The 24,238-nt window shown below is 37.6% G+C and carries 18 protein-coding genes; all 18 read left to right on the top strand.

Annotation, left to right across the window (positions count from 1 at the left end; genetic code table 11):
* Nucleotides 1-3: 3 nt before the first annotated feature.
* The 18 genes from MKJ01_RS16270 to MKJ01_RS16185 all read left to right on the top strand — a co-directional run bounded on the left by MKJ01_RS16270 (nucleotide 4) and on the right by MKJ01_RS16185 (nucleotide 24,183).
* On the top strand, nucleotides 4-1,107 hold the full coding sequence (locus tag MKJ01_RS16270; RefSeq protein ID WP_241615165.1) for a TonB-dependent receptor plug domain-containing protein: 1,104 nt from the start codon (nucleotides 4-6) through the stop codon (nucleotides 1,105-1,107).
* A 95-nt stretch (nucleotides 1,108-1,202) separates the two neighbouring features.
* Nucleotides 1,203-3,971, top strand: a complete 2,769-nt coding sequence (locus tag MKJ01_RS16265; protein ID WP_241615163.1) for a hypothetical protein — start codon at nucleotides 1,203-1,205, stop codon at nucleotides 3,969-3,971.
* Between the two features lie 3 nt (nucleotides 3,972-3,974).
* Nucleotides 3,975-8,498: a TonB-dependent receptor plug domain-containing protein gene (locus MKJ01_RS16260; protein WP_241615161.1), complete on the top strand. Its 4,524-nt coding sequence runs from the start codon at nucleotides 3,975-3,977 to the stop codon at nucleotides 8,496-8,498.
* Between the two features lie 113 nt (nucleotides 8,499-8,611).
* Nucleotides 8,612-10,654: a von Willebrand factor type A domain-containing protein gene (locus MKJ01_RS16255; RefSeq protein ID WP_241615160.1), complete on the top strand. Its 2,043-nt coding sequence runs from the start codon at nucleotides 8,612-8,614 to the stop codon at nucleotides 10,652-10,654.
* 124 nt (nucleotides 10,655-10,778) lie between these two features.
* Complete coding sequence (locus tag MKJ01_RS16250) at nucleotides 10,779-11,282, top strand: GbsR/MarR family transcriptional regulator (protein ID WP_241615159.1); 504 nt, start codon at nucleotides 10,779-10,781, stop codon at nucleotides 11,280-11,282.
* A 68-nt stretch (nucleotides 11,283-11,350) separates the two neighbouring features.
* The gene (locus MKJ01_RS16245) at nucleotides 11,351-11,695 is read left to right on the top strand and encodes a hypothetical protein (protein ID WP_241615158.1); all 345 of its coding nucleotides are present in this window, start codon (nucleotides 11,351-11,353) and stop codon (nucleotides 11,693-11,695) included.
* 7 nt (nucleotides 11,696-11,702) lie between these two features.
* Nucleotides 11,703-12,107, top strand: coding sequence for a hypothetical protein (locus MKJ01_RS16240; RefSeq protein ID WP_241615156.1), 405 nt, complete (start codon nucleotides 11,703-11,705; stop codon nucleotides 12,105-12,107).
* Nucleotides 12,108-12,671: 564 nt separating this feature from the next.
* Nucleotides 12,672-13,064 (top strand): DCC1-like thiol-disulfide oxidoreductase family protein, encoded by a 393-nt coding sequence (locus MKJ01_RS16235; RefSeq protein WP_241615155.1) that lies wholly within the window; start codon nucleotides 12,672-12,674, stop codon nucleotides 13,062-13,064.
* Complete coding sequence (locus MKJ01_RS16230; RefSeq protein ID WP_241615154.1) at nucleotides 13,030-13,506, top strand: SRPBCC family protein; 477 nt, start codon at nucleotides 13,030-13,032, stop codon at nucleotides 13,504-13,506. Before MKJ01_RS16235 ends, MKJ01_RS16230 begins: the two co-directional genes overlap by 35 nt.
* 46 nt (nucleotides 13,507-13,552) lie before the next feature.
* Nucleotides 13,553-14,290, top strand: coding sequence for a YqjF family protein (locus tag MKJ01_RS16225; protein ID WP_241615153.1), 738 nt, complete (start codon nucleotides 13,553-13,555; stop codon nucleotides 14,288-14,290).
* A 45-nt stretch (nucleotides 14,291-14,335) separates the two neighbouring features.
* Nucleotides 14,336-15,229, top strand: a complete 894-nt coding sequence (locus MKJ01_RS16220) for a TIGR01777 family oxidoreductase (RefSeq protein ID WP_241615152.1) — start codon at nucleotides 14,336-14,338, stop codon at nucleotides 15,227-15,229.
* 194 nt (nucleotides 15,230-15,423) lie between these two features.
* On the top strand, nucleotides 15,424-16,866 hold the full coding sequence (locus MKJ01_RS16215) for an alpha-L-fucosidase (protein WP_241615151.1): 1,443 nt from the start codon (nucleotides 15,424-15,426) through the stop codon (nucleotides 16,864-16,866).
* Nucleotides 16,866-19,523, top strand: a complete 2,658-nt coding sequence (locus MKJ01_RS16210; protein WP_241615150.1) for a beta-glucosidase — start codon at nucleotides 16,866-16,868, stop codon at nucleotides 19,521-19,523. Before MKJ01_RS16215 ends, MKJ01_RS16210 begins: the two co-directional genes overlap by 1 nt.
* 99 nt (nucleotides 19,524-19,622) lie before the next feature.
* Nucleotides 19,623-20,933 carry a sorbosone dehydrogenase family protein gene (locus MKJ01_RS16205; RefSeq protein ID WP_241615148.1) on the top strand — a complete coding sequence of 437 codons (1,311 nt, stop codon included), beginning with the start codon at nucleotides 19,623-19,625 and terminating at the stop codon, nucleotides 20,931-20,933.
* Between the two features lie 128 nt (nucleotides 20,934-21,061).
* Nucleotides 21,062-21,334, top strand: coding sequence for a hypothetical protein (locus tag MKJ01_RS16200; protein ID WP_241615146.1), 273 nt, complete (start codon nucleotides 21,062-21,064; stop codon nucleotides 21,332-21,334).
* Between the two features lie 153 nt (nucleotides 21,335-21,487).
* On the top strand, nucleotides 21,488-22,876 hold the full coding sequence (gene lpdA / locus MKJ01_RS16195; protein WP_241615144.1) for a dihydrolipoyl dehydrogenase: 1,389 nt from the start codon (nucleotides 21,488-21,490) through the stop codon (nucleotides 22,874-22,876).
* Nucleotides 22,877-23,033: 157 nt separating this feature from the next.
* Nucleotides 23,034-23,648 (top strand): PH domain-containing protein, encoded by a 615-nt coding sequence (locus tag MKJ01_RS16190; RefSeq protein ID WP_241615143.1) that lies wholly within the window; start codon nucleotides 23,034-23,036, stop codon nucleotides 23,646-23,648.
* 124 nt (nucleotides 23,649-23,772) lie between these two features.
* A complete protein-coding gene (locus MKJ01_RS16185) occupies nucleotides 23,773-24,183 on the top strand; it encodes a hypothetical protein (protein WP_241615142.1) in 411 nt (136 codons plus the stop codon).
* Nucleotides 24,184-24,238: the final 55 nt, after the last annotated feature.

The raw sequence follows: 24,238 nt of genomic DNA, 5'->3' as shown, positions 1-24,238 counted from the left end.
GCAATGGAAAACAATCACGATATCGATAAAACATTCAGCGAGGCTTCTAAAACTTTGGAAGAGCCTGCGACTTTTCCCGGATTTGATAAGGTCTGGAATATAATTGAAGAAAAATTAGATAAAAAAAAGGATAAGAAAAAAAGTATCCCGGCATGGATTCCTTATGGTGTTGCTGCTTCTCTGTTGATCGCTTCAGGAATTTTTTACTTTACTGATAAAAAAGAAAGTAATGGTGCTGTTCATCCTGTAATCACTCAGAATAGAACACACTATCAAAAAAGTACAGCACCGGCTCTTCCGGAACACATCTTAAAACTGGACAGTATGGTAAAAAGTAATGTGCAAAAGGAAACCCGACAGGCAGCTTCAACAGAAATCGCCTATGAAAAAGTTCCTGAATTATATGCTTCTCCTTTATCTTCTCCAATACATGAAATGAGCGTTCCCGCTTCCGGTGCGGCACCTGTTGCAGAAAAAAATATGATGGATACGGTAAAAAGGCAGAATCTGGAAGAAGTGATTGCGATGGGAGTAAGGAAGGAGCGCGCTTCTATGGTGAATACCGTTGCTTCATCTGCTAAAAAGAAAATTTCGGATATTAATGGTGTTGCAGATACTGCAGAAGTAATATATCCTGGTTCTGCATCCAGCTTCGGTCAAAAAGAAAAAGAGCCGGAGATTTTAGCCTATAACAAAGAATATGCAAATAAGCATAAAGCTGTTGCTTCAGGCTCGGGATTTGACAATAAATTGGCAAATAAACCGGATGTCAATACCCTCAAAGGATATGTTTCCGGATTGAATGTCAGTTCAGGTTCAGAAGGAGTTCCTGTTTCAGGAAGAACTGGGATTTCTGTAAGGGGAAAAGCAAATACAGAAACTCATCCTTTGATTGTTATTAACGGAGTATATTCAGATACCGGATTATTCAAAAAGCTGGATCCCAAAAAAATTGAATCAGTGCAGGTTTTTAAAGGGGATAAAGCTGTTTCTGTTTTTGGCAGCCGTGCAGTTAACGGAGTTATCTTTGTGGTAACAAAAGATATTTCAAGAACAGAAAAAAGAAAACTGAAAAAACTTCTCAGCAATGATTTGCTTACCAATTAAATTCTGATATTTTAAAACTAATACCAATACTCATATCCTCCGGAAAAGCAATTTTTAAAATTGCTTTTCTTTCATCTCCTGTAAACTATAACAAAATGAAGAAAATTTATGTATTGCTTGCTTTGTTCATAGCCATTCATTTTTTTGCTCAGAATTCGCAGCTGTATTATTCCGGATATTTCCTAAATCATAAAAACAAACCTCAGAATTTTCTTAAAGTTTTTAATAAAAACAGCGGTGTTTATGAAATGACAGATGAGAAAGGTTTTGCTGTTATTGCCGGAAAGCCTTTTGATACACTGGTTTGGAACAATGATAAAAATAAGGCAGTCCTTAAGGATTATCAGTTAAGGGAACTTAAAGATATACTTACCTCACGAATTAAGAATGAGACGGTTAAAAATATCTATAACAAAACCTATGACAGTCTCGTTTCAAATCACCAAAATGATCCATACAGTATTGAAAGTGCTGATAATTTTCTCAGTAAGAATTACAATCCTTATTTTTTTAAGATAAAAAATATTAAACAGAAAAATGACTCAGTCTATAAGATCCAACAGCTTTATCAGGAAACGCTTGTAATCAATGGTAGTTTTACGGCTTCTTTTGAAATTAAATCAAGAAATGCCATTCCGCATGTCCAAAACAGATTTGTCCAGGGAAGATCCGAAAATGGATTATTGGTTTGGAAAGGACCGGAAACTCATGAAATGTTCAGCTTCGGACCTGATATTTCTACCCTTGGATTTGACCATGAACCTTATGAGTATGATCAGAACGGAAAACTGGTTGGTCTGGATAGTGGTATTTCTCCAGCAAAAGCATATGACAATAATATTTTTAAAACTACGGTAGGATTCAGTAATCAGCTGAGGGTTAATACAATTTTAAAAAAAGACCATTATGAAATACTTCGTCTGGCGGTAGATCTGGGGCAGCAGAAAGATCAGATGTATTTTGCTGACCAGTTTAATATGATCAATTCTTTAAAAACAAAACTAAGCTCAAATTTTAAAGGTTACATAGTAGACCTGTCATTTAATTATGATGACAATAAAGCAACCCATGCCAATCGGATAGGGTTTTTCAACAGGGTGTACCAGAATGCATTGCTCACTCCGGTTTCATTTTCGAATATGCAAAATGTATTGCTGTCAGACGGTTCACAGAGAAGGTATAGCCGGTTTGCAGATAATCCTATGTTTCTTCTTAAGCAGGAAGATAAATATACGTACCAGAGCAAACGGAAACAGTTCAGTGTTAATGCGATAAAAACATTCGGGAATTTCAGATTGAATTTCAGCCAGTCTTATGAAAATGACAGCTTCTGGAATATAGAACATTATCAACCATCCACGAATGGCTTTATCAATGGTTTACGGAATGAAAGAGTACAAAATAATTTTCTTTACAATTCTACTGTTTTCGGGAATTATTCATTCGGAGATTATGATTTTAAAAATGATTTCAGACTTAATTTTATTTTAAACAACCAGGAATCAGATGTTAATAATAGTTTAACGGATAAAAAACAGGTCTACCAAAGAACTTCTCAGGATTATCTGTTTAATTACAATCTAGAAATTCATAAGAATGATCTTGAAATGGGTGCTAACCTGGGCAATTCATTTTATATTTCCAACACTTCTGCTGAAAATAAGTATTGGCTTCCCAAAGCAAATGCTTACCTGCTTTTTAAAGATGTTTTTAATTGGCGCCGGTTTAATTTTAAAGTGTTGGGCGCCTACACCGCATTAAGTTCCGAACAGGAAATTACACGGTCATATGCATCTTATGCAACAACTTTGCTGAATGCGGAAAATGCCTTTCAATATTTTCCTGTAAATGAGGTAGAAACATTCAGAGGGCTTTCCAGTATCAATACAAAGGAATGGAAAACAGGTTTTAAAATAGATGCAGGGTTTAAAATAAGCATTGAAGGGGAATATTTCAACCGGAAGATTTTTAATGATGTTTTTCCGGTATATGAAAATAATCAGCTTATCTTAAAAAATCTTGCTGATCATACATATAGCGGATATGAATTTAATTTTTCCTACCATAATTTCAGGATCAGTAATAATTTTTTCAGTACTCAGAAAGTATCGTTTTTCAGATACAGAGATATGGTAGACCATGTGGAAAATGGCTATAATAATCTGGCAGTTTCAGGTTTTAATGATCTGTATAAAACTTTAACGCAGGGACAGACTCTGGGTGCTGTGATGGGAAGTTATTTCCTCAGAAACGGAAACGGGCATTTGGTAATTGATGAATCAGGTTATCCTGAAAAAGCAGACGGAGTAAAAATCATTGCAGATCCGACTCCTGATTTCGTAATGAAGTTTAACCACAACTTCAGTTTTAAAAGATGGACACTGGATATCAACTGGGAATGGCAGAAAGGCGGCCAGCTTTGGAACGGTACCCAGGCTGTTCTGGATTACTATGGACGCTCTCAGATTTCTGCAGATCAGCGGAATATTAAAAATTATATTTTTGAAGGGGTACAGGCTAATGGAAGCATCAATCATACACCTGTGGATTTTTATGATCCGAACCGGAATGTGAACCAAAATCGATGGATTAGATACGGATATCTGGGAGTTGCGGAAGAATATGTTCAGAAAGCAGATCATGTAAGAATCAGCAGTATTGCTTTATCAGCCAATCTACCCATTAACCGGACCGGAACTTCACTGATCATTACTTTCTATGTGAATAATATTGTTGTCTGGCAGGCGAATAGCGGAGCAGATCCCAATCAGAATTTTTACGATCAGGAAAACGGGAGGGGTCTTGATTTTTTTAATCTTCCGTCCTTTAAAACGTACGGATGTATGGTTTCATTTAAATTTTAAAAGATGAATTTTAAAACGACAGCATATCTCATTTATATTTTTTTGTTTTCAGGTACTTTTCTGAAAGCACAACATCAGTTTGAGAACTTTCAAAAGGAGAAAACATATATCCAGACCAGTCATGTATTTTACAAACCGGGCGAAACGATGGATTTTAAAATGTACGTGATCAATGCTCAGGACAATCTTCCCGCAACTTTAAGCAAAGTTGTTAATTTTGAGCTGATAGATCCGTCAGGAACTGTGGTTAATAAAGCAAAGTATGAAGTGAAAAACGGTCATGCTGAAGGATTTTTCTTTTTTAATGCTGAAATGAAAGGCGGGATTTACAGAATGAAGGCTTACACGGACTGGATGCAGAATGAAGGTGGTAAAAATTTTTTTGAAAAAGAAATTACCCTTCAGAAAGCAGTATCTCCCAGAATTCTGATGAAACTTGACTTTCCCAAAAAAGGCTATGGAGCCGGAGATGAGGTTTTAGCGGATTTTTCAATGCGGAGCCTGAGCAATCTCCCGATTCCTTTCCATGAAGCGGATTTTATGGTGATGCATCATGGTGAAAAGATTTCCGAGGGTAAGCTGCTGACCGATAAAGAAGGGAAATGCCAGCTTAAGTTTAACCTTCCGGATGTTTTAAAATCTTCTGATGCACTGCTTACTGTTAAAGTGGATTTTGATGGTTTTACAGAATCTATTTCACGGAATATCCCCATTGTCCTGAATAACATTGATGTGAAATTTATGCCGGAAGGCGGAACTTTTATCAACGGGATCGAACAGAACATCGCTTTTAAAATCCTTGATGAATTTGAAAAACCGGTGGATGCGACATTAGCTATTTTCAATCAGCACCATGAAAAAATGGCAGAGGTTTCAGCCTATAATTTCGGCATGGGAAGTTTTCTTTTTACTCCGAAAAAAGGAGAAAATTATTATGCAAAAATTATGAAGCCGGAACATATTCTGAAAATGTATCCGTTGCCGGATGTTAAAGAGGAAGGCATTGCTTTTAATATATCCAAAGAAAACGGACATGTCAGGTTAAAAATAATAGCTAAGAACAGAAAAAATGTTGTTGTAAAAGGCCATTTCAGGAATGAAGAGATCTACAGCCAGGAGCTAGCTTTACAGGACGGCAAAACTTTCATTACACTTCCTGAAAATGATTTACCAACCGGGATCTGCAGATTTACCATTTTTGAAAATAGTGTCCCGATTGCTGAACGTATTGTTTTTACCAACGAGGACAGGCAGCTTAAAATAAAAGCCAAACCATCCAAACAGCATTATGTACCGAGAGAAAAAGTAATTGTTGATATTGAAACTTCAGATCAGAATGGTAAACCGGTTTCCGCAAATCTGGCCTTAAGTGTAATTGATGATAAGCTCTGGACCTATGCTGATGATAAACAGAACCATATTATTTCCTGGTTTCTAATGGATTCTGAATTGCACGGAAAAATTGAAAAGCCGCAGTTTTATTTCGACAAAAACGAAAGCAAAGCTAGAAAAAGTCTCGATCTTTTGATGCTCACGAATGGCTATAGATATTTTGAACTGATTCCTGAGGTAATTAAGAGACATACTTATAAATATACTCCTGAAAAACGCAATCCGATCTACGGGATTATTGAAGATGAAAATAACAAGCCTGTGAAAGCAGAAGTATTTCTCGTAGAAGAAAGCTATCACACAAAAAGCAAATTAATAAAGCAGGTTACAGGTGAAAACGGACAGTTTTATTTCACTGATCTTACCTATTCAGGCAATTACAAAATCATCGCAAAATCTTTTCAGCCAAAACAGAATATTAAAATAAAAATGTTGGCCTACAGGCTTAATGTAAATCCTCTGACAAAACAAAACAGGAATAATGTACAGGTTGAAGAAGTAATTGTTGAAGCGGTAGAAAAAACGAATGCGAAAGAAGTGAAAAATAAAGTTCAGAATATACAAAAACCAGCCGGCAGAAATCTGGCAGTTGATACAATACAATCTCAGGAAATTAGTGAGGTGGTTGTAACGGGAGCATTGGGAATGAAAAAAGAAGCACTTTCAAATTCTGTAACCCTTGTGAGGCCGTCGGAAATTAATAATCCGGGTTACCTGTCATTGCTGAACGGAAAAGTTGCCGGAATTCAGATTTCTCAGCCATCCAATCAGATGGATGGTAATGTCATGATCAGAGGAACGCGTTCCGGACTCAATAAAAGTGCTTTATTTATTGTTGACGGAGTTCCGGTGGAGCATTTTAACACCCACATAAACCCGGATGATATAGGTTCAGTAACAGTACTAAAAGATGCTGCTGCAACCGCACTGTATGGCAGTCAAGGGGCAGCCGGTGTAATTTTGGTAACATCTGCAAAACAGGGGAATTCAAATATTAAATTTGATCTCACTCCTAAAACCTATTTTGCCGTCAGTGCCGTTCCTCGGGACAGTCTGACTCAATATGCATCAGCCCGGCAGTTTGCTTATCCGGTTTACGAAACAACAAATACTTCATATCGGTTTGACTATCGTGAAGTTATCTACTGGAATCCCGTGCTGGAAACAGATAAAAACGGAAAAGCAAGAGTGGAATTCTATAATTCTGATGCCAACACAACGTTCAGGATACGGACAGAAGGCATTTCAGCCAATGGACTCTTGGGCAGAGATGAAACTTCCTATGCGGCACAAAGTATGATTTCGATTGATGCTAAAATTCCGCAATATCTTACCAGAACAGACCAGATGATCATTCCTGTCGTGATTAAAAATAATTCTTCCGAATCGAAAACAATGAAGATGAATGTAATTGTTCCAAATCGTGTAAACTTAATGGAATCTGACAGCCTGATCACGTTAAAACCATTAGAATCAGGAAGGTTGTTTGTGAAAATTCAGACGGATCAGGTTATTAATTCAAATATCCAGTTTGTGATAACATCAGATAATTTCAGGGAAACAGCCATTCTTCCATTCAGCGTAGGGGAGAAGGGTTTTCCGAATCAGTATTCAATCATTAACAATAAAAATGAAAAGTTAGCCATTGAAATTCCTGAATATATTAACGGAAGTTTTTCTTCTTCGTATTACATATTTGAAAATTCCGCATTTCAGCTGTTTGAAGATTTGGAAAGGCTGAAACGTGAGCCTTACGGTTGTTTTGAACAGCTTTCTTCAACGGTGTATCCTAACGTTTTTATTCTGGATTATTTAAAATCAGGTCATAAAATTAATGCTGAAACTGAAAATATGGTCATTAAGAATATGAAAAAAGGCTTTCAAAAGATGTTGAGTTATAAAAATATAGATGGCGGCTTCGGGTATTTCAATGCTTCGGAATCCGATGTTTCGCTGTCTGCATTTGCTTTGCTGGAATTCAGGGATCTGAAAAAATATATAGCTGTTGATCAGAAAACAATCAATAATCTTAAGGCTTTTATTCTGTCTAAGAAAAATGGGAACGGACTTTTCGAAACGAGAAGAAGGTATGAAATCAGCAGTCCGTACTCAGAATATGCATGGTCACGAAATATGTATGTTGTTTATGCGCTGTCGAAACTTGGCTTTACAAAAGAGATTGAAGATTCTTACGAGGTCAGTCTGAAAAAAGCTTTGGCCACAAAAGATTCTTACCAGTTGGCATTAATGAGTAATGCTGCATTCAATCTTAATAAAATTCAGGATTATAATACTATTATAGACCTTCTGAATGTACAGTTTGAAAATAAACAGGTAAATCCCAATATTACATTTACAGGTTCAAAAGGACTGTCTGCACAAGCGGAAACTTTATCGCTTTATATGATGGCTTTGCAGAAAAATATACAGGTTAATGAATCAAGAATCAGGAATGTTGCTGATGCTTTAATTGAATATAATGGATACTATGGCTTCGGGTCTACACAGGGTACAAGTTTGGCTTTGGAAGCATTATCAGAATTTTTTTCAAAAAATGAAAAAATGTACGGAACGGAAAAGCCGGTTATTACAGTTAATAACGCAGTAATTATCCCGGATATAAATGCAACATCCGCCTATAAAACCGGTAAAAATGAAATTATTGTTGATTATCCGATGGCTCAAAAAGGCTTGCCATACAAACTTGAATATCAGTATTACAGTATGCAGCCGCCAAAAAGTTCAGAGATTCCTATACGACTTGAAACAAAGCTAAAATCTCAGGAATCAAAAGTAGGAGAAACGGATAGAATGACGGTAACCATTAAAAATAAAATTAATAATCAATTGCCGATGGTGACTGCTAAAATAGGAATTCCTTCCGGATTAACCCTGCAAAATGCGCTTCTGAAAGATTTAATGGATAAAAAGCAGGTATCTTATTACGAAATCTTCGATAATTATCTCGTCTTGTACTGGGAACATTTTGATGCCAATGAAACAAAAACAATCCATCTTGATCTGAAAGCGGAATTTGCAGGAGAATACACCGGAAAAAGCAGCAATGCCTATCTCTATTACATGCCCGAAGCGAAATATTGGAATGAAGGTATCAGAGCTAAAATTGAACCTTAACACTAAAAGTTTATGAAAAATCAGAAAATACTGAAACTTTTTTTGATTTCTGCATCCTTACTATAAACAGGCATACGCTCAGCCGTTAATTTTAATAGCATTAAAAAATAAGCATGAAAAAAGTAAGTGTAACGATAGCAGTTTTGGCTTTATCGGTGGGTTGTACAACCAAAACGGTTCCTGATGCGTCAAAAACTTCCAAAACCTTCGGCATCGAAAAAGACAAAGATCAGGATGGCGTAAGAAACAGCCGGGATAAATGTCCGGAAATTTCCGGACCGGTGGAAAATAGAGGCTGTCCCTGGCCGGATGTGGATAATGACGGAGTTCCTGATAAGGATGATTCCTGTAAAGAGATTCCCGGGCCTGCGGAAAACAGCGGTTGCCCGTGGCCGGATACGGATGGAGATGGTGTGTTTGATAAAGAAGATGCTTGTCCTACAGTGGCGGGACCGGCAGAAAACAATGGCTGCCCGTGGCCGGATACGGATGGTGACGGTATACTTGACAAAGATGATGCGTGTCCTACCGTTCCCGGGCTGCCGGAATACAATGGATGTCCGAAACCTAAACGGCAGACTGCGGTTGAAATTGAATCTTCATTGGAAAGTGTGGTAATAACCGGTTCGCAAAGGAAACAGCAGCGTCGGGTAAAACAGGCTAAGGCTGCTACTGATAACAAACTGTACGGTAAAAAGATAACCACTGTAAAAGGGAAAAAAGGAATCAGGCAGCTTAGCAATACCGACGAAGAATACAATGCTTTGATTGAAAATCCTTTTGAATCAACAAAAAATCAGCCTTTGTCTACCTTTTCTATTGACGTGGACAATGCTTCTTATTCAAACATCAGAAGAATGATTAACTACGGAAGTACCGTTGATAAAGATGCTGTGCGAGTGGAGGAAATGCTGAACTATTTCAGATATGATTATCCTCAGCCGGAAAATAAGCAGCCTTTTTCCATCAATACCGAATACAGTGATGCGCCGTGGAATCCTGGACATAAACTTCTGAAGATAGGTCTCCAGGGAAAAAATATAGCGATGGACGATCTTCCGGACTCCAATATTATTTTCCTGATCGATGTTTCAGGGTCTATGGATGAAAGCAATAAGCTCCCTTTGTTGAAAACTTCTTTAAAAGTGTTGGTCAATCAGTTACGTCCACAGGACAAAGTAGGAATTGTGGTGTATGCCGGAAATGCAGGGATGGTTTTGGCTCCGACTTCAGCGGCAGAAAAAGAAACCATTACCAATGCTTTGGACCACCTGCAGGCAGGTGGAAGCACGGCAGGCGGAGCCGGAATAGAACTGGCTTATAAACTGGCCCGGGAGAATTTTATTAAAGGCGGCAATAACCGCGTAGTACTGGCAACAGATGGAGACTTCAATGTGGGAGCTTCTTCAGCGAAAGATCTTGAAACGTTGATTGAGGAAAAAAGAAAAACAGGGATTTTCCTGACCTGTCTTGGCTATGGAATGAGCAACTACAAAGATAACCGCCTTGAAACGCTTGCAGACAAAGGGAACGGAAATTATGCCTACATCGATAATCTGCAGGAAGCAAACAAGTTTCTGGGGAAGGAATTTGCGGGAAGTATGTTTGCGATTGCAAAAGATGTAAAGATCCAGATTGAATTCAATCCGAAATTTGTAAAATCTTACCGCTTAATCGGCTATGAAAACAGGAAACTGAGAAATGAGGATTTTACAAATGATAAAATTGATGCAGGAGAACTGGGAAGCGGACATACCGTAACGGCGTTATATGAAGTTATTCCTGCAGGAATAAGCTCTGTATTCGCACCGAAAGAAACTCAATTAAAATATTCCTCAACAATAAATCCTAAGAATTTTGGTGATGAACTGGCTACCATAAAATTCCGCTACAAGAAACCGGATGGTGATAAAAGTACGGAATTAACTAAAGTCGTTAAAAATTCGGGTATCTCACTGACACAGACAAGTCCGGATTACCGGTTTGCAGCTTCTGTGGCCTGGTTCGGGTTGGTTTTGCGACAGTCACAGTTAATTAAAGAAAAAAATCTCCAAAAAATAGAGGATCTGGCAAAAGAAGGTAAAAACACAGATGAAGAAGGCTACCGGTCTGAATTTATAAGGCTTGTTGAAAGCTATCAATCGATTCAGAAGTAGTGTGATGACAGGTACTGGCAACAGTACCTGTTTCTATTTGATATAAAAATTAAATTAATTTTCAAATATTATTGAAAATTCAAAAATTATAATTATATTTGTGTAAGAAATTAAAGCAAAGGAAATGAAACTGTCAGAAGCCAAAGAAAAATACATTCAGACCTGGGGAACTTTTGCTACCAGCTGGGGAATCAACCGTACGATGGCACAGGTGCATGCGTTGCTTTTGGCTACCGGAAAACCATTGTCTACGGATGAGGTAATGGACTTACTTGAAATTTCACGGGGGAATGCCAATATGAACCTCCGTGCTCTGATGGACTGGGGAATTGTAAAAAAGGAATTCGTAAAAGGGGACCGTAAAGAATATTTTACCGCTGAGAAAGATGTCTGGTTTCTCTTTAAGCAGATCACAAAAGAACGTAGGAAAAGGGAGATAGAGCCGGTTGTTGCTTTTCTAGAAGAACTGAAAAATATTGAAGACAAGGATTCTGAAGAAGCTAAGGAATTCATTAAGCTGATGGACGATTTCAGCAATGTAACCAGTAAGATCAATAATATCATGGATCTCGCCATTAAAAGTGATGACCACTGGCTGGTTGGTAAGATTACCAACTTATTAAAATAAAAAGGATTCAGATCCTTTTTTATTTCAGATAAACTTTCAAAAATTATTGAAAATATAATAATTATAAAATGTATAGTATTATTTCATATGTCTTATTTCTGTCAATCAGCTCGTACATTACGGTTGATGTCGGAAGAAGATGTTATAATGCAGGGAAGTATTATCTGGAATACGTCATCCATGATTCCGATGTATGCCGTACCATCAATAAAATTCTTCTGGGATGCTATTGCCTGCTTAACATCGGATACATTGCGATCAGCCTCACCTCATGGGATCCGGTAGACAGTATAGAAAAAATTATTACTGTAACCGTCATCCGGATTGGAAACATCATGCTTATTCTCTCTGTTTTGCATTACATGAACATCTTTACACTTTATTTTTTAAGAAAAAATTTAACCATAAAATAAACGTATTATGACAGCAACTATTTTAACCACAGCAACGTACAATTTTTCTGCGTACATGATTTACTTACCGGTCGTGATCTGCCTTACGGTTTTTGTATCCCAATTTCTGTTTAAAAATTCAAAAACATTTATGATGGATATTTTTCATCAGAAAGCAGATATTGCAATGGCTACCAATTCACTTTTCAAGATCGGATTTTATCTTCTGAACATTGGTTTTGCCCTCTGCATCATAGAGTTGTATCAGATCACAACCCTGGAAGACGTAGTTGTCAATCTTAGTGAGAAGATCGGGAAATTTTCAATTTATCTTGGGATTATGATGCTTTTGAACTTACTGTTATTCTTAAGAGGCCGTAAGAATGCCATAAATAAAGACAAACACATTAAACATGAAAACACTGCTGTTTAAAATCTGGATGTATTTTACATTTAAAATGCAGAACAAAAGAACCCGCGGGGATTTTTTAAACCTTTAAACTTGATAGCTATGAAAACTTTGATCGTTCACTTGTTTCTTATTTTATATTTCGGGATACACTCAAAAAATTAAACTATTAAAACTATAATTATGGAAAAATTTGTTATCAGGGACTTTTACATTCAGACCGGACTTATTATTGCTTTTTTTATTTCTTTGTTTCTGGATTTGGCAGTATTTCAAAAAGGGATTTGTGTCATAATTTATTTTTTACTGGCTATTAACCATCTTATCAGTTCCAATACAAGATTTTTTTCAAAAAACTATTCAAAGAGTCTTCTGTTTAAAATTTATTACTATGTAAGTATGACTTTTATGCTAAGTTTTATATCACTGCTGCTTATTGGAAATTTTAAATTTTCAAATGAATATGTTAATGAATTATGGTATTCAGTATTAAGTTTCGGTCTTTTTGGAACACCTGTTTTAGCAGTAATTTACTACTTATCTGCAATAAAGATTATGATCAATTGAAAGTACAAAAAAATAATAATTATGAAAACTCTTGAAAACCATACCCTCATCTACGACAACAAATGCCCGATGTGCAATATCTATTCAAAAGGTTTTATAAAATCCGGAATGCTGGATAAAAACGGAAGGGAAGCTTTTACCAAATTGAGTTTCAGGAATAAAAACCTTATCGATTTTAACCGCGCAAAAAATGAAATCGCTTTAATTGATCATAAGAAAAATAAAGTGGTTTACGGTTTGGACAGTCTGCTTCTGATCATCGGAAACTCTTTTCCGCTATTGGCAAAAATTATAAGGATACAGCCTCTGTACTGGTTCTTTAAAAAGCTGTATTCTTTCGTTTCTTATAACAGAAAGCAAATGGCTCCTTCTGTAAAAGATGATACAGATCAATCCTCAATCCTGTATCCCTGATTTTAATCTGAAATATAGACTGGCTTACCTTGTATTTGTAGTATTGTTTTCGTCTTATATTGATCTCCATCAGAAATCTACGGCCAAAACTCATGAAAAAGCCATTGCCGGAAAAATTTCAGGCCTGATTGGTTTACATGAAACCGTAACATGGCGGGCAAGGCATTTAGGATTCTACCAAAATTTAACAACTAAAATTATCCACATGCACCGCCCCTATGATTTCACAGATATAATGATACAGGGTATTTTTAAATACATCAAGCATCAGCATATTTTCAGAAAGATCAAGAACTATACGGTGATGATTGACATTTTTGAATTTGAATCTCCGGGCGGAATTATCGGGAAATTTTTCAACCTCATTTTTCTTAAAAATTACATGAAAAATTTGTTAGAAGAACGAAATGAAATCATGAAGAAAGCCGCAGAGCAGAGATAAATGACAATCAGTAAATATAAAATATAATTCATAAAATAAAAATAATATGAACTTCCTGAAAGCAGAATGGCGGAAACTGGCCATTGTTAATTACGAAATCAATCCTGAAATCCTGATGAAATATCTTCCTGAAGGTACAGAACTCGATTTCTACCATGGAAAATGCTATGCAAGCCTGGTGGGTTTTATGTTTTTAAACACAAGGTTGTTAGGCCTACCTATTCCTTTCCACCGGAACTTTGAGGAAGTCAATTTAAGGTTTTATGTGAAGAAAAAAGAAGGCCACGAATGGAAGAGAGGAGTCGTTTTCATTAAAGAAATTGTTCCGAAGCCGGCTTTAAGTTTCATTGCCAATTCAGTGTATAAGGAACATTACAGCACAATGCCGATGAAGAACACGATCCGGGAAAAAGATCGGGAGCTGCTGATCCAGTATTCCTGGAAAGACAAAAGCTGGCATTCCATTAAAATCACAGCAGAAAATCAGCCATTGGCTATGGAACCGGATTCTGAATTTGAATTTATCACCGAGCATTATTACGGTTTTACCAAAAAAGAAAATAAAACATCAGAATATGAAGTCTGTCATCCTAAATGGGACTGGTATTCAGTTAAAAATCATCAGCTGAAAATTAATTTTAAAAATCTCTACGGAAATGATTTTGAAGAACTGAACCATCAGGGCCCAGCTTCGGTAATGCTTGCGGAAGGCTCTGAAATCACGGTGAAAACTAAGAAATATATATCAAAAAGATTAATCAGAATATCCTCCTCACACTCATAAAACCTTTCGAATAAATAAAAACAATTCACCTTTAAAACTCAAGATATGAAGATTATTATCGCTGCCGGAACGGGATTTCTCGGCAGAAACTTAAAAAAATATTTTACCGGAAAAGGAAATGAAATCTATATCCTGACCCGTAATCCCAAAAATGAAAATGAAATTCGCTGGGATGCCCAGACATTGGGCGAATGGAAACATGTTCTTGAAAATGCCGATATGCTCATTAACCTCACAGGAAAATCTGTAGACTGCCGGTACACGGAGAAAAATAAAAAAGAAATATATTCTTCAAGAATTAACAGTACAAAAGTACTTCAGGAAGCAGTTGATCAATGTGTCAGTAAACCAAAAGTCTGGTTAAATGCCAGTTCTGCCACGATATATACGCATTCTGAAACCCATCTGAATACAGAGGAAAACGGTATCATCGGTGATGATTTCTCCATGAACATCTGCAAAAGCTGGGAAGAAGAATTTTTCAGAGTTAAAAATGAAACTATCCGAAAAATAACATTACGTACTTCTATCGTATTGGGAAATAACGGCGGTGCTTTTACCAAACTTAAGATGATCACAAAACTCGGTTTAGGCGGAAAACAGGGACGCGGAAACCAGAAGGTAAGCTGGATTCATATTGAAGACTTCTGCAGGGCTGTTGAATTTATTATTCATAACAAAAATATTTCAGGGGCAGTAAACATAACCGCTCCGAATCCATTATCCAATAAACATTTCATGAGTTCATTAAGAAAAGAAATGAAAATCCCTTTCGGATTAAATGCTCCGGTATGGCAACTGGAAATCGCGTCCATCTTCTTACGGACAGAAACCGAATTATTACTGAAAAGCAGGAATGTATACCCTGAAAAATTAATCCGGAACGGTTTTGAATTTAAGTATCCTTATCTAGAAACTGCATTTCAGGATTTGATTTAAAAAATGTTGCCACCAAGTTAATGAATACGTTAAGTAGGTTTAATTGTATGTTAAAGCCCTGAAGTTTTAGAGATAGTTTAAACTCAGCTGGAATTATAATGTCTCGCAGATTAGGATGATTACGCAGATTACATTCAAAACAATCGTTTGCAGGTTCATCAAATGATGATTAAATTAGCGAAAACTAAACTTCGATGTTCATTAAACATAAAACGAAAACCTTATTTCTGTCATCCCTGTTCTTTTCATCCGCTTTATTTTCGCAGGCTCACCAGGTTTCAGAAGGCTACAAAAAGCCGGATGATCCGCTGGTGCAGCAAAACCTCGAAGAATGGCAGGACCTAAAATTCGGATTGTTTATGCATTGGGGAACGTACAGCCAGTGGGGAATTGTGGAAAGCTGGAGCCTGTGCCCGGAAGATGAATCGTGGACCCAGAGAAAACCGGAGCACGGCACATCATATGATGAATATGTGAAAAATTATGAAAATCTCCAGACGACCTTCAATCCGGTACAGTTCAATCCCAAAAAATGGGCAGATGCTGCTAAAAAAGCGGGAATGAAATATGTGGTCTTCACCACAAAGCATCATGACGGTTTTGCCATGTTTGATACACAGCAATCCGATTATAAAATTACTTCTTCCAAAACACCTTTCTCCAAAAATCCTAAAGCTGATGTGACGAAAGAAATATTCACTACCTTCAGGAATGAGGGCTTTAAAATCGGAGCTTATTTTTCAAAACCCGATTGGCATTCCGAAGCATACTGGTGGCCCTATTTCCCTCCGAAAGACCGGAATGTGAATTATGATCCGAAGAAATACCCCGAAAGATGGGACCGTTTCAAAAGCTTTACCTTTAATCAGTTGAACGAAATTACTTCAAACTATGGGAAAATAGACATTCTTTGGTTAGATGGCGGCTGGGTGCGTCCTTTCCATACAATTGATCCGAAAGTGGAGTGGCAGAGAACTATCAAGGTGGAGCAGGATATTGATATGGATAAAATAGGTTCCATGGCCCGCAAAAATCAACCCGGGATCATTATCGTTGACCGAACTATCCCCGGAAAGTGGGAAAATTATGTGACCCCTGAACAGGCTATCCCAGAGCACGCCCTTGCTATTCCCTGGGAAAGCTGCATTACGATGGGGGATTCATTTTCATATGTTCCTAATGACAACTATAAAACGTCTCAGAAAATCATTGAAAATTTGGTAAAAATCATTTCACGGGGCGGAAATTACTTAATGAATATTGCTCCGGGTCCTAACGGAGATTATGATGCGGTGGTATACGAAAGATTAAAAGAAATCTCAGGTTGGATGGACAAAAATCAGTCAGCGGTTTTTGCCACAAGAAGCGTAGCGCCTTACCACGAAGGAAATTTCTATTATACTCAGAGTAAAGATAAAAAAACAATATATGTTTTTCATTTGGATGAAAAAACTAATTATCAGTCACCGTCAGTTTTAAGCTTTACAATTCCTGAAAATTTTAAACCTAAAACATTGAAAATTTTAGGAATTTCCTCAAAAATCCGGTGGAAAAAAGCTGGGAACTCAATTGAGGTTGCTTTACCAAAAGAAAGAGCCGGATTAAAATATTCAACCGTAATCCAAATAACGCAATAATGAAATTTAAATTAAAACTCATTGGGATTTCATTATTGAGTTCTGTTTTTATTGCTGCTCAAAAGCCTTTATACAAAGATCCGAAACAGCCTGTTGAAGCCCGTGTTCAGGATTTGCTGAAAAGAATGACCCCGGAAGAAAAGTTCTGGCAGTGCTTTATGATTCCCGGAGATTTGGACAATGTTCCGAAAGGTCAGTATAGCCACGGGATATTCGGATTGCAGGTGAGCGCAGGAAATCAGGGAGGCGGAGCGGCTGGCCAGATGCTTCAGTACAATGCCGGTGAAAATGCGGAATATCTGGCGAAAAAGATCAATGCGATTCAAAAATATTTTATTGAGGAATCCAGGTTGGGAATTCCGATTATTCCTTTTGATGAAGCATTGCACGGATTGATGCGTGAAGGCGCAACGGCTTTTCCACAGGCAATCGGTTTATCGGCAACCTTCAATCCCCGGTTAATGAAAGAGGTTTCAACAGCCATTGCAAGAGAATCGAGATTGAGGGGAATCCGTCAGATTCTGACACCCGTTGTGAATTTAGCGAGTGATGTCCGTTGGGGAAGAACTGAAGAAACCTATGGCGAAGATCCTTTTCTTACGTCCGTAATGGGCGTCAGCTTTGTCAGTTCATTTGAGGATGAGAGCATCATTACCACCCCGAAGCATTTTTTAGCCAATGTCGGAGAAGGCGGAAGAGATTCCTATCCGATCCACTGGAGCAGGAGATATATGGAAGAAACCCATCTTGCCCCTTTTTACAAAGTTTTTATACAGGGGAAAAGCAGATCGGTGATGACTTCCTACAACCTTCTGGATGGAAGGCCATCGACAGCAAACCATTGGCTGTTAACTGAAAAACTGAAAAAAGAATGGAATTTCAAAGGCTTTGTCATCAGCGATGCAAGTGCGGTAGGCGGTGCCAATGTCCTGCATTTTACGGCTAAAGATTATGATGATGCTTCGGCACAGGCTGTTAATGCCGGTCTTGATGTTATTTTCCAGACCGAATACCAACATTATAAATTATTTATCCCGCCATTCCTGGATGGGAGAATTCCAAAAGAAAGGATTGATAATGCAGTGGCAAGGGTATTACGGGTAAAATTTGAATTGGGTTTATTTGAAAACCCTTACATTTCCGACAGCGATATTAAAGCATTGAAAAAGCTCGACCATAAGCCATTAGCCGAAAAAGCCGCTATTGAATCTTTTGTGTTGCTTCACAATAACCATCAGACCCTTCCGATATCCGGGAATGTAAAAAAGATTCTGGTGGTGGGTACAGATGCTGCGGATGCAAGATTGGGAGGATACTCCGGGCCGGGAAATAAAAAGATGAATATTCTGGAGGGAATAAAAAATTTCGTCAAGAATAAAAATATTAAAATCATTTATTCAAAAGGTATTGATTGGAATCTGAAAAATTTCATGACAGTTCCCACAGAATTTTTGTCTTCAGAAGATCAAAAAGGATTAAAAGGAACTTATTTCTCCAATAGTGACATGAAAGGTAGTCCCGCATTTGAAAAACAGGATGAGCAATTGAATTTCAAATGGACCTTGTATTCTCCCAATCCTGAAAAACTTCAGCCGGATCATTACAGTGTCCGCTGGAAAGGAAAACTGGAAGCACCGGATTCAGGGAAATATCAGCTCGGGCTGAGAGGAAATGATGGCTTCAGATTGTATATCAACGGGAAATTATTAATTGATAACTGGGAAAAGGTAAGCTACTCGACCAAAACTGTTGAAATTAATTTTGTAAAAGGCCAGAAATATGATCTTGCGGTTGAATTCCGTGAGGACAGAGGTGAGGCAAACATTGAACTGATCTGGAATTATGGGGTAAATGATTATCAAAAAGATTTTGATAATGCCTTAAAGCTGGCTCAAAATGTAGATTACATTATTGTAACTGCGGGAATTCATGAAGGTGAATTCCAGGACCGTTCTTCATTAAGCCTGCCCGGAAATCAGGAGCAGTTTATTCATAAGGTTTCAGAGCTGAACAAACCGGTAACTGTTGTTCTGGTAGGTGGTTCTGCCATAAAAACAACCGCTTGGAAAGATAAAGTAGGAGCGATTTTAGATGTATGGTATCCTGGAGAAGAAGGAGGGAATGCAGTCGCAAAAGTTCTTTTCGGATCAGAAAACCCTTCTGGAAAATTGCCGGTGACTTTTCCGGTTGAAGAAGGACAACTGCCTTTAACCTACAATCATCATCCGACAGGAAGAGGAAACGATTATTATGATCTGAGCGGAGAGCCGTTATACCCCTTTGGTTTTGGATTGAGCTATACGACTTTTGAAATATCTGATCTGCAGCTGAATAAAGCGAAATATTCTGAGGATGAAAAGATTGTTGCGAAAGTCAATGTGAAAAATACCGGCTCAAAAGCCGGAAGCGAAGTGGTTCAGCTGTATGTGAAAGATGTACTGGCTTCAGTTTCAAGACCGGTTCTGGAATTAAAGGGTTTTCAGAAAATATACGTACAACCGGGAGAATCAAAGCAGGTGGCCATTGAAGTTCCGGTAAAAGAACTGCAGTTTTTAGATGAAAAAATGAACCGGACTGTAGAAAAAGGAACGTATAGAATTATGGTCGGGAATTCTTCAAAAAATTTGCCGCTTAAGCAGAACATCGAAGTTGAATAATAGGCTATTAACGTTCGCATTCAATACAAACCGTTTCTTTTAGGGAACGGTTTTTGCAATTTTGGCAGTAAACACAAATACAAATCACACATAATAATTATGAAAAACTACCTTTTGCCTGCAGTTGCGATGCTTTTTTTCAGTTGTAAAGAAAATAAAAATACCCAACAGACTTCGGATGAAGCAATCACCCAAACCAATACTTTAAAACTGCCGCCGCCTGATGAGAAAGGCGCAAAAAATAAATTCAGCAATGTCATCGGTTGGCCTGCCGGTAAAACACCCGTTGCTCCTGATGGTTTTGCGGTTACACGTTTTGCGGAAAATATTAAAAGTCCGAGAAATATGATCCAGGCAGACAATGGGGATGTTTTTGTGGTGCTTTCCAATTCTGAACGGACTAAAACTGAAAAGATCAAAAACGACATCAGCGGAAAAAGCGATGCCGAAGTGGGCGGAAAATCGGCCAACAGAATTATCCTGTACAGGGATGCCAATAAAGATGGTGTAGCGGAGTCTTCATCTGTATTTCTGGATAATTTGAATCAGCCTTACGGAATGTTGATTATGAAGGATAAATTTTATGTGGCCAATACGGATGGACTTTGGGTATATCCTTATAAAGAAGGTGATACAAAAATCACAGAACCTGGAAAGAAAATCGTCAGCCTTCCTGCAGGCGGCTACAACAATCACTGGACGAGAAATTTAATTGCGAATAAAAATCAGACGAAAATTTATATTTCTGTAGGTTCAGGAAGTAACGTAGGGGAAAACGGAATGGAACACGAAGTGCGGAGAGCCAATATTCTGGAAGTAAATCCCGACGGAACCGGTGAGAAAATTTACGGTGCAGGTCTCAGAAACCCTGTCGGGATGAGCTGGAACCCTTCTACCGGCGAATTGTGGACAGTTGTCAATGAAAGAGATGAACTGGGCGATGATTTAGTACCCGATTACCTGACAAGTGTAAAAAGAGATGCATTCTACGGATGGCCATATGCCTATTTCGGGAAAAATGAAGACCCTAGGAGAAAAGGAGAAAAGCCGGATCTTGTAGCAAAAACAATTGTCCCTGATGTTCCTCTGGGAAGTCATACGGCATCTTTAGGCTTAACTTTTTATACCGGAAACCAGTTTCCTGAAAAATATAAAAATGGTGCTTTTATCGGACAGCACGGTTCATGGAACCGATCATCTCTAATGGGTTATCAGGTAGTATTCGTTCCGTTTAAAAACGGAAAAGCTTCTGGTTCCTACGAGCCTTTTTTAACTGGATTTATCGCGAATGAAGAAAATGGAGACGTCTATGGAAGACCCGTTAGTGTTTTGCAGATCGCAGACGGCTCACTGCTGGTTGCCGATGATGTAAGCGGAATTGTATGGAGGGTTGCCCATACAAAAAAGTAAATGGAGAGAGATTCAATGTACAGAATCACTGAAGAAAATAGAAGATGAAATGTGGTATGAAATATGTAGTCATCTGTTTAAATCTTATTGAATTTGTTAAACTAAATTCAATTTAAAAAGAAAAAGTCATGAAAAAGTTTTTAATAACAGCCGTTTTACTGGTAGGATTATCAACCACAGCTTCAGCACAAAGGCATCCGCCGCGTCCGGCACCACCGCCTCATCCGTCGAAAGCCCAATTGAAAGGAAGTAAAGCAAGTGAGCTTGAGAGAAGATACCGGTCAGAAAAGAAAATGATCATGAACCATCCTCTGGCTACTAAAAAGATGAAGCAGGAACAGCTGAGAGCTTTGAATCTGAGGTATCAGAATGAAAGGAAATTATTAAGGAGCGCCAGGTAATCTTTAAAATTTCCGATAAATTATATCATAAGGGAGAATGCATTTTGTGTTCTCTTTTTTATTTAAATCAAACTGATAAAACTCTGCAGAAGTGTGGTAAGAAACATGTTTCATCCAATATTTTTCCTTAAATTCGCATAAAATTTTATACTAATGAACTACGATATTATTGTCATCGGAAGTGGTCCTGGCGGATATGTTACAGCGATCAGAGCAGCACAGTTAGGTTTTAAAACTGCGATTATCGAGAAAGAAAATTTAGGAGGGATCTGCCTGAACTGGGGATGTATTCCAACCAAAGCTTTGTTAAAGTCTGCTCAGGTGTTTCATTATATCAACCATGCTGAAGATTACGGATTGAATAAAGTGGAAGCCGGTTTTGAATTTCCTAACGTGATCCAGAGAAGCCGCGGCGTAGCTAACAAAATGAGCAAAGGGATTGAGTTCCTGATGAAAAAAAATAAAATTGACGTTATTTTAGGAACTGCAAAAGTTCAGAAAGGAAAAAAAGTTTCTGTGACGGATAAAGACGGTAAAGTAACCGAATATTCAGGTACGCATATCATCATTGCTACGGGAGCACGTTCAAGAGAGCTCCCTAACTTACCTCAGGACGGTAAAAAAGTAATCGGATACAGACAGGCATTGTCTCTTCCTGAGCAGCCGAAATCTATGATTGTTGTAGGTTCAGGTGCAATCGGAGTTGAGTTTGCCGATTTCTACAATACAATGGGAACAAAAGTAACCGTGGTTGAATTTATGCCGAACATCGTTCCTGTAGAAGATGAAGAAATTTCAAAACACCTGGAAAAATCTTTGAAAAAGACCGGTATTGAAATTATGACAAACGCTTCTGTAGAAAGTGTTGATACCAGCGGAGAAGGTGTGAAAGCGACGGTAAAAACGGCTAAAGGAAATATTACCCTTGAAGCTGATATCTTATTGTCTGCTGTAGGAATTGCTGCCAATATCGAGAACATCGGTCTTGAAGAAGTGGGAATCCAGACAGACAAAGGCAGAGTATTGGTAAACGAATGGTACGAAACGTCTGTTCCGGGATATTATGCAATCGGGGATATCATTCCTACTCAGGCTTTGGCACACGTTGCTTCTGCAGAAGGAATCACTTGTGTTGAAAAAATCAAAGGAATGCATGTTGAGAAAATCGACTACGGAAATATTCCCGGGTGTACATACTGCCACCCTGAAGTTGCTTCTGTAGGTCTTACCGAAAAGCAGGCAAAAGAAAAAGGATACGAAATCAAAGTAGGGAAGTTCCCTCTTTCTGCCAGCGGAAAAGCAACTGCGAACGGAAATACAGACGGTTTCATTAAGGTTATTTTCGATGCCAAATATGGTGAGTGGTTAGGCTGCCATATGATTGGTGAAGGGGTTACCGATATGGTGGCTGAAGCGGTTGTTGCAAGAAAACTGGAAACAACCGGTCATGAAATCATCAAGTCTGTTCACCCGCATCCAACGGTTTCTGAAGCAATTATGGAAGCTGCTGCTGCTGCTTACGGTGAAGTAATTCATATTTAATTTTTGATTTGATAAAGGCTTACGTCTTTGACAGATGTTAACAATATTAAAACCACAGATTTTTCTGTGGTTTTTCTTTTCCTTAAATAATTTATTTGATTTTGTTTCACTTATTTTCTTAATTTTAGTCACTTAATAAAATACAAATTAAATAAACATGTTTAAAAAATTAGCTGCTGAAGCCTTAGGTTTAGGAGATATCGGTAAAATTATTCCGTCTCAGGATTATGATAAAGTAGATTCGGATGATTATATTTTGTCTGAAGACAATGAGAAAATTTTCTTTCTGATCAAATCCAAAAGAGACGAGTACTGTTTCACCAACAGGGCTTTGATCCATATCGACGGTGCCAGCGCTTTGGACAGAAAAAGGGTTTTGAAACGTTATGAATATTATCAGTTTCCTTTTTCAAACATTGTTTTGCAGACGGCAGGAACTATTGACCTGGATGTTGAAATTTCTTTTAATATCGGAAATGTTCCTTTGATGATCAGTGTGGCTAAAGGCCAGATTGATCAGCTGAAAGACTTATACAAAGCATTGTTAGCTATTCAGCAGGTCGTGCACCACAACCAGTCTTTACTCACTTTCTCAAATGACAGTCTGGTGAAAGCCGTAGCAACGGTAGCATCCGGCAAGCAGGAAAATGTTTCTAAAAGCCAGGAACTGAAGGCCATCAATGAATATATTTTCGCATGGAATACGAACAGTTTCGACAGATACACTCAGAAGGATTTTTCTAAAGTCTTTGAAAAGTATATTAATAACTAAGATTAATTTCTACTTAAAATATGAAGCTCAGATCTTTATCTGAGCTTTTTTAAAATTGTCAATAATGAAAAAACTCATTTTTTTACTATTTTTCTTTTGTTTCAATTTCATGTTTTCCCAAGAAATGAAAGGATTTTTTCCGGCTGAATATGTCTTGAAGAATTCAAGTGATACCATAAAAGCGCAAGTGAGAAACACAGGCAGATTTACGAACAAGAAATATTACTTTGCAACCATTTTATTTAAAATGAAAATGCGAGATGAAATCGGAAATGAAACCTGGATAGAACCGGATGATGTGGAGTACATTAAAATAACAGATGAGAATCATATAAAACATGAATACTTTTCTTCTTCAGAACGACTGCCAAGAGAGAAGGGGTTAATCGAAATTATGTATGAAGGGAGAAATATAAACTGGTATAAAGATTACTATAATCCAACACTTCTTATGCAGCTTGAAATTAAAGGATATATTGTTGATAAAGAGAAAAATATTTTATACTCAGGTTTTTTTAAGGTAGTGTCTCACTAACTGTGTAAGTTAAAAAGTTATTCTGGAAAATTTTGAGCCCTTACAGCTCAAAAAA

Source organism: Chryseobacterium sp. SSA4.19, assembly GCF_022601875.1.
In the GTDB taxonomy this organism is placed as follows: domain Bacteria; phylum Bacteroidota; class Bacteroidia; order Flavobacteriales; family Weeksellaceae; genus Chryseobacterium.
This window is presented reverse-complemented; position numbering and strand designations above follow the sequence as displayed.